This is a genomic window from Actinacidiphila sp. bgisy160 (assembly GCF_965342435.1).
GTDB lineage: Bacteria > Actinomycetota > Actinomycetes > Streptomycetales > Streptomycetaceae > Actinacidiphila.
On the sequence record NZ_CBDRCM010000111.1, the window covers coordinates 1 to 5,802 of the forward strand.

Annotated in this window: 6 protein-coding genes and 4 pseudogenes; 7 read left to right on the top strand and 3 right to left on the bottom strand. The window is 70.7% G+C overall.

What is annotated here, in order from left to right; translation table 11 throughout:
* The first annotated feature begins 705 nt into the window (after window positions 1-705).
* Window positions 706-996, top strand: a complete 291-nt coding sequence (locus tag ACRWNP_RS36775; protein WP_431969308.1) for a hypothetical protein — start codon at window positions 706-708, stop codon at window positions 994-996.
* Window positions 997-1,305: 309 nt separating this feature from the next.
* Here the strand turns inward: ACRWNP_RS36775 and ACRWNP_RS36780 are convergent, their stop codons facing one another.
* Complete coding sequence (locus ACRWNP_RS36780) at window positions 1,306-1,773, bottom strand: hypothetical protein (protein WP_431969310.1); 468 nt, start codon at window positions 1,771-1,773, stop codon at window positions 1,306-1,308.
* 396 nt (window positions 1,774-2,169) lie between these two features.
* Between ACRWNP_RS36780 and ACRWNP_RS36785 the strand changes: the two genes are divergently transcribed.
* From ACRWNP_RS36785 to ACRWNP_RS36795, 3 genes are all read left to right on the top strand, one after another.
* A complete protein-coding gene (locus ACRWNP_RS36785; protein ID WP_431969312.1) occupies window positions 2,170-2,502 on the top strand; it encodes a tetratricopeptide repeat protein in 333 nt (110 codons plus the stop codon).
* A gap of 137 nt (window positions 2,503-2,639) precedes the next feature.
* Window positions 2,640-3,785: an alpha/beta hydrolase gene (locus tag ACRWNP_RS36790; RefSeq protein WP_431969314.1), complete on the top strand. Its 1,146-nt coding sequence runs from the start codon at window positions 2,640-2,642 to the stop codon at window positions 3,783-3,785.
* Between the two features lie 141 nt (window positions 3,786-3,926).
* Window positions 3,927-4,598 (top strand): TetR/AcrR family transcriptional regulator, encoded by a 672-nt coding sequence (locus ACRWNP_RS36795; protein ID WP_431969316.1) that lies wholly within the window; start codon window positions 3,927-3,929, stop codon window positions 4,596-4,598.
* Window positions 4,599-4,634: 36 nt separating this feature from the next.
* Here the strand turns inward: ACRWNP_RS36795 and ACRWNP_RS36800 are convergent, their stop codons facing one another.
* Window positions 4,635-4,970, bottom strand: coding sequence for a nuclear transport factor 2 family protein (locus tag ACRWNP_RS36800; protein ID WP_431969318.1), 336 nt, complete (start codon window positions 4,968-4,970; stop codon window positions 4,635-4,637).
* 143 nt (window positions 4,971-5,113) lie between these two features.
* On the opposite strand from ACRWNP_RS36800, the pseudogene ACRWNP_RS36805 reads away from it, so the two are divergent.
* A pseudogene (locus ACRWNP_RS36805) lies at window positions 5,114-5,272 on the top strand (IS630 family transposase); the annotation flags it as partial.
* A 31-nt stretch (window positions 5,273-5,303) separates the two neighbouring features.
* Here the strand turns inward: ACRWNP_RS36805 and ACRWNP_RS36810 are convergent.
* Window positions 5,304-5,414 (bottom strand): annotated as a pseudogene (locus tag ACRWNP_RS36810) (NUDIX hydrolase); the annotation flags it as partial.
* Between the two features lie 8 nt (window positions 5,415-5,422).
* Between ACRWNP_RS36810 and ACRWNP_RS36815 the strand changes: the two are divergent.
* Window positions 5,423-5,602 (top strand): annotated as a pseudogene (locus ACRWNP_RS36815) (tyrosine-type recombinase/integrase); the annotation flags it as partial.
* A 40-nt stretch (window positions 5,603-5,642) separates the two neighbouring features.
* Window positions 5,643-5,774 (top strand): annotated as a pseudogene (locus ACRWNP_RS36820) (IS701 family transposase); the annotation flags it as partial.
* Window positions 5,775-5,802: the final 28 nt, after the last annotated feature.

Below are 5,802 nucleotides of genomic sequence, written 5' to 3' on the forward strand. Positions count from 1 at the left end.
CCCCCCCCCCCCCCCCCCCCCCCCCCCCCCCCCCCCCCCCCCCCCCCCCCCCCCCCCCCCCCCAGGACCGTATGCAGCGATCGCAGATATGTCAATGGTGTTAACAAATCGCCGACCAGCGATTTTCGAGGCCTTACGGCCGCCCAACAGCTGGGCGACATGCGACGAACGCCCGGAGTGACGCCATGCGGACACAGTGGCGTTCGCCGCTGAGCGGAAGCGCTTGGCAGCGACGCGGATTCACACCTCCCGAATTCTGCGGGGGTTTTCCTTTGGTGCAGCATTCGTATCATTTGCCTCTTGCATCACGTTTGCCTCGTCGGTCTCTGCGGCCACGCGGAATTCAGGACGGGACGAGCCCCGCCGCAGACTCAACCAGCTTGCTTCAAAGGCTTGTTAGGCATGCGCTGACGCAACGGAGCCTCCGCGGCACGCACGGTTGAAAGGTCGTCACACTAGAGCAAAAGACACCAATATGCACTTTTTGCCGGATCCCTTTGACGGGCGGCGCACAACGCGCCTACCGTGCATATAGGGACGTCTTCAACTACAGACACCTGTTCCGGCGTTCCACGTCCGTGAGGTGCGTCCGCGCCCTGACGTCCGCACCCCCATCCGCGCCGGGATCATGCGCACGATCCGGCGCGCCGGCGGTCGGCCCCGCGCAGACCGCGACCCGAAGTCCAGATCCCCGAAGGGGGAGTCATGCGCACGCTTACCATCCGCAGGATCGCTGCCGCCGCTGTGGTGGCGCCCCTGCTCGCCTTCGCCGGAGCCACCGCGGCCAGCGCGGCGACGCCACAGACAGCCGCACCCGCCACTGCGCAGTCCGTCGTCGACCACGGCGGCGGCTGGGGCGGCGGACACGGCGGCTGGGGTGGCCACGGCGGCTGGGGCTGGGGGAACGGCTACGGCTGGGGCGGCTGGGGCGGCTACGGCGGCTACTACGGCGGCTTCTACCCCGGCTTCTACGGCTTCTACGGCTTCTACCGCTGAGGTCGCGCGGCAGGTTTCCTGCCGGCCCGCCCGGTGATCGCAGTGGATCGGGAGCGGCGGCCAGGGCCGTCCGGCCTTACGGCCGCCCCGCCCCGGCAGGGACCGCCGAGAAGCCCGGACCATCACCAACGGCCCCCGCGACGCGGGGGCCGGAGTCGTGTCCCACGCCTTCCCGGAGCAGGGTTCCGCAAGCCCGCGCGGCGGCGGCCGCGCCTGCCGAGGCCGGCAACCGGGCGTGGTTCTGCTTCCCGGCGACGAACAGGCGCTCCGCCCGCGAGTGGCCACGTCCCGCGCCGCGCCCGTCGACCATCAGTCCCACAGTTCGCGGACCGGGTCGTGCGGCCAGGAGGGCTCGGTGTCGGGGTAGGTGATCGTGAGCTTGGTGAAGTGCCGAAGGTGCGGGTCCTTGGGCCAGGGCTTGCTCTCGGAGAGCTCGATCTTGACCGGGAAGGTGTGGAAATGGCCCGCCGCGCAGTACGGATCGCAGTCGTTGGCCTCCTCGTAGCCGGTGCCCACGGCCGAGTCGCTGCCCCAGTGCGACCAGTACAGGCCGCCCAGGCGGTCGTTCCCGTCCCCGCAGGCCAGCAGGAAGTCGGGCGGCATGACCAGGCCCCGGCCGAAGCAGGTGACGAGGACCGTGGCGTAGGTCGGTGCGGCGGCGCGGGGAACGGCCTGACCTGCCGGGACACCGGCACCGGCCGAGGCGGGGGCGGCCGCGACCACGGTCGCGAGGGCGGCGGACGCGGCGGACGTGGCGAGGGTGCGGAGGAGTGGCATGTCGGTCTGCCTTCCTGGCCGCTGCCGGGGGTGGTGGCGGTCGTGGGCGAAGATGCGGTCCGAGTGCCGCGACGGCGGCGGGATGCGGGGGCATTGGTTGCCTACGCTCCGAGGGGCCTCTGCGCGGCGCAGAGCGGAAGCGCAGGGGCGGCCGGGCCTGCGGCCGAGCGGCCTCGAAGTCACGTTCCTCCAGGCGGGTGAGACGCGCAACCCGGCCGAGCCACCCTCAGGCCAGAGCCACACATAGCGTGATTTGGCAGGTACAGAAAGATGCCGGCGGAACAAGGGGCAGGGTGGAACAAGGGGCAGGGTGGAACAAATCCGACACTTGCCCCGGTTGAAGGCGTTGACAACGAGACGTCGTTCCACCGAGGTGATGCAGCAGTGGGCACCGACATGAGCAGTCCGACCACGGAGGCGTTCAAGCGCGCCGTGCTCTTCTTCAATCGGCAGCGCTACGCCGCCGCGGCCCGGACGCTCGCTTCCGTCGTGGACGTGGCGCCCCGCAACATGGCGGTGCGCATGCTGCTGGCCAGGTCGTACTACTTCTCCGCGCAGCTGTCGCGGGCCGAGGCGGAGCTGCGCGACCTCCTCCGCGCCGAGCCGCAGGACGCGCACGCGCATCTCCTCCTCGGCCGCACACTGGAGCGGCAGGGCCGGCTCGCCGAAGCCGCCCCCCACCTGCGGCTCGCCGACGCGATGACGGCTTGGGACCTCGTCGTGGTCTGACCCTCCGGGCCCAGGAGGGCCGCGCGGCGCCCGTGGCCCGCGAGCCACTCCCCCGGCCCATCCCCGGTTGTCCGGACTGTACCGCCTCCGCAGGCTCTCACATGGGGCCATCGAGCGACCACGGTTCGGAGACCGCAATGACCTGTCCGCATGTCCGGTCCATAACGCGACGCAAGGCTCGCTACGCCGTCGCAGTCCTCCTGGCTGCCGCCGCGAGCCTCACCGCGTGCGGCGAGAAGGCGACGAACGCCGCGCGTGTCGACCACGCGGTGCCCGTCGACGCGCCCGCGCCGAAGGTCCCGTGCGGCAACCCGCCGGTGCGGCTGGACCCGCTGGCCCAGGCCTTCCTCGACCAACTGGCGGCAGCGGACGGGCCGCCGCTGTACTCGCTGTCCTACTCGGCCGCCCGGGAAGTGCTGAACAAGCTGCAGGCGGGCCCGGTGGACATGCTCCCGGCGCAGATCAGCCGGCGGACCGTGCCCGGCGGACCGACCGGCGCCGTGTCCGTGCACGTCGTACGGCCCGAGGGCGCCAAGGGGGAACTGCCCGGGATCGTCTACATCCACGGCGGCGGCTGGGTGCTGGGGAACTTCGGGACCCACGAGCGCCTGGTGCGCGAGCTCGCCAACGGCGCGCAGGCGGCGGTGGTCTTCGTCGACTACACCCCCTCGCCCGAGGCCCGGTTCCCCGTGCCGATCGAGCAGGCGTACACCGTGGCCAAGTGGGTCGCCGACAACGGCGGCCGGATCGGCATCGACCCCTCGCGTCTGGCCGTCGCCGGCGACTCCGTGGGCGGCAACATGACCGCCGCCGTGGCGATGATGGCCAAGCAACGCGGCGGACCCGAATTCCGTCGCCAGGTGATGCTGTACCCGGTCACGGACGCGAACTTCGACACCGCCTCGTACCGCCGCTTCGCGGAGAACTGCTGGCTCTCCAAGCCCGCGATGAAGTGGTTCTGGGACGCGTACGCCCCCGACCTCAAGGACCGGCAGAACCCGCTGGCCTCCCCGTTGCGGGCCACCGTCGACCAGCTGCGCGGCCTGCCGTCGGCGCTGATGGTCACGGACTCGGACGTGCTCTACGACGAGGGCACCGCGTACGCTAAGAAGCTGCGGGAGGCCGGTGTGCCCGTCCAGCTGACGCACTACCCCGAGATCACGCACGACTTCATGATGCTCAACGCCCTGCGCGACAGCGAGTCCGACAAGAAGGCGGTGGCGGAGGTCACCACGGCGCTGCGCGAGGCGCTGCACGGGGGGGATTCCGGCCCCGCCAAGTGAGCCGCCCGGCACGCGGGACGGGAGGGGCGGCCGGCGTTCCCGGCCGCCCCTTCGCGGCCTTCCGGGAGGAAGTTTCCTTCGGTAACAAATCACTGTTATCGTTGATTCATGGATGAGAGGGCGACCACAAGGGAGCGGATCATGTCCGCCGCCGCTACCCTGCTCGCCGAGGGCGGCCGCGACGCGGTCTCGACCCGGTCGGTCAGCAAGGCGGCGGCCGTTCAGCCGCCGGCCATCTACCGGCAGTTCGGCGACATGCAGGGCCTGCTCGACGCCGTCGCGGCGGAGGGCTTCGCCGACTACCTGCACCGCAAGACCGACCGGGTGCGGGCCGCCGACCCGGTCGAGGATCTGCGCTGGGGGTGGGACCTGCACATCGAGTTCGGTGTGGCCAACCCCGAGATATACCAGCTGATGTTCGGTCAGCCCAGGCCCGGGGCCGAGTCGGCCGCCGTGACGGAGTCCTTCAACGTCCTTCGCGGCCTGGTGACCCGGGTCGCCGAGGCGGGCCGGCTCAGTGTCGACGTGGAACGCGCCATGCTGATGATCCACTCGGCCGGCTGCGGCGTCGTCCTGACGCTGATCGCCACGCTGCCCGAGGCCCGTGACCCGGAGCTGTCGCCCCGGACGCGGGAGGCGATTCTCGCCGCCATCACCACCGCGGAGCCCGAGGAGGCCGCCGGGGACGAGCGCCGGACGATCACCCGTACCGTCGCCTTCAAGGCCGTGCTGCCCGAGATCGAGGAGATTCTCACGCCCGGCGAACGCATCCTGCTGAACGAGTTGCTGGACCGCATCACGCACTCCGCCTGAACCACCGCGCGCGGGCGGCGCCCCGGCGCCTGCCGGTCAACCGGTGATCCTCATCAGGCCGATCCTGTCGCCATCGACCGTGAAGGCGAAGTCCGACGGACCGTTGAACCCGTCGCCGCCGACCTGCGCGGAAACGATCACCTGGTCCCGGTACCGGGTCACCCCGGTGACCTTCAGGGACACCTTGACGCCGATGAACTCGCGGTCGCTCCATCCCGCGACGGCCTCTCGGCCCTCGAAGCGGCGGCCCCAGTCGTCCACAGCGCCGCGCTCGGTGAACTGGTCGAGGAAGGCCTCGGTGTCTCGGGCGTTCGCCGCGGCGACGGCGCGCCGCACGGGCTCGGGAAGCTCGGGGAAGTCGGAAGCGTTCATAGCGGTTCTCCTGGTCGGTGTCAGCAATCCGGGGGCCTTACGGCCCCGCTCAAAGCGGGCGAAAATCTGGCTGGGGTCGTCCGGCTGACGTCGTGCCGCCCTGGCGCGTTCCGAGCCCGGGTGTCACTAGGACGGTGGGATACCACACCGTTCAGAACCGGACCCTGCACACCTACCTGGGCCGGCGCAACACCAACGCCCGCCACCCCGACGCCCTCGCCGCCCAACGCCGCGAACCCGCCCGCATCCTCAGTGAGAAGGGCATCCGCTGGGGCGGACGAGCACGGGCAACCGCAGCCTGACCATCCCGGCGAACATATGCGGTCACAGCACTAGTTCGAGGACGGCGCCGGGGAGCTCCCAAGTGCCGTTGCCGGCACGGCGGATCGACAGGAGCCGGCCGTCCTCGCGTACGACTGCTCCGGCCACGGATACGGAGTGCAGCGCTGGCGCACGGCTGCGCCACGCTGCTGACCGCGGCTGGCGTCGCGCCCCGCGTGGTGATGGAGATCCTCGGGCACTCCCAGATCGCCGTCACGATGAACGTCTACACGCACGTCGTGCAGGACACCCAGCGGGAGGCCGTGAGCCACATGGACCGGCTGCTGCGGAGGCGTCCCGGTCGCGAGTGAGCGTGGCCGTTGATGTCGGATCTGGATGTCAAAGACCCGATTGTTCACGACGCTCGTCGTCCAGCCCCTACACGGTGCGGCCCACCGGCTCGGCTGGTCCGACTGGCGACGCCGCCACCAGGCTCGAGCCCAGGCCAGCCATTACCGCCGACAAGCCGCGAACCAGACATGAAGATCACGAACTACGGCTGGAGTACTAA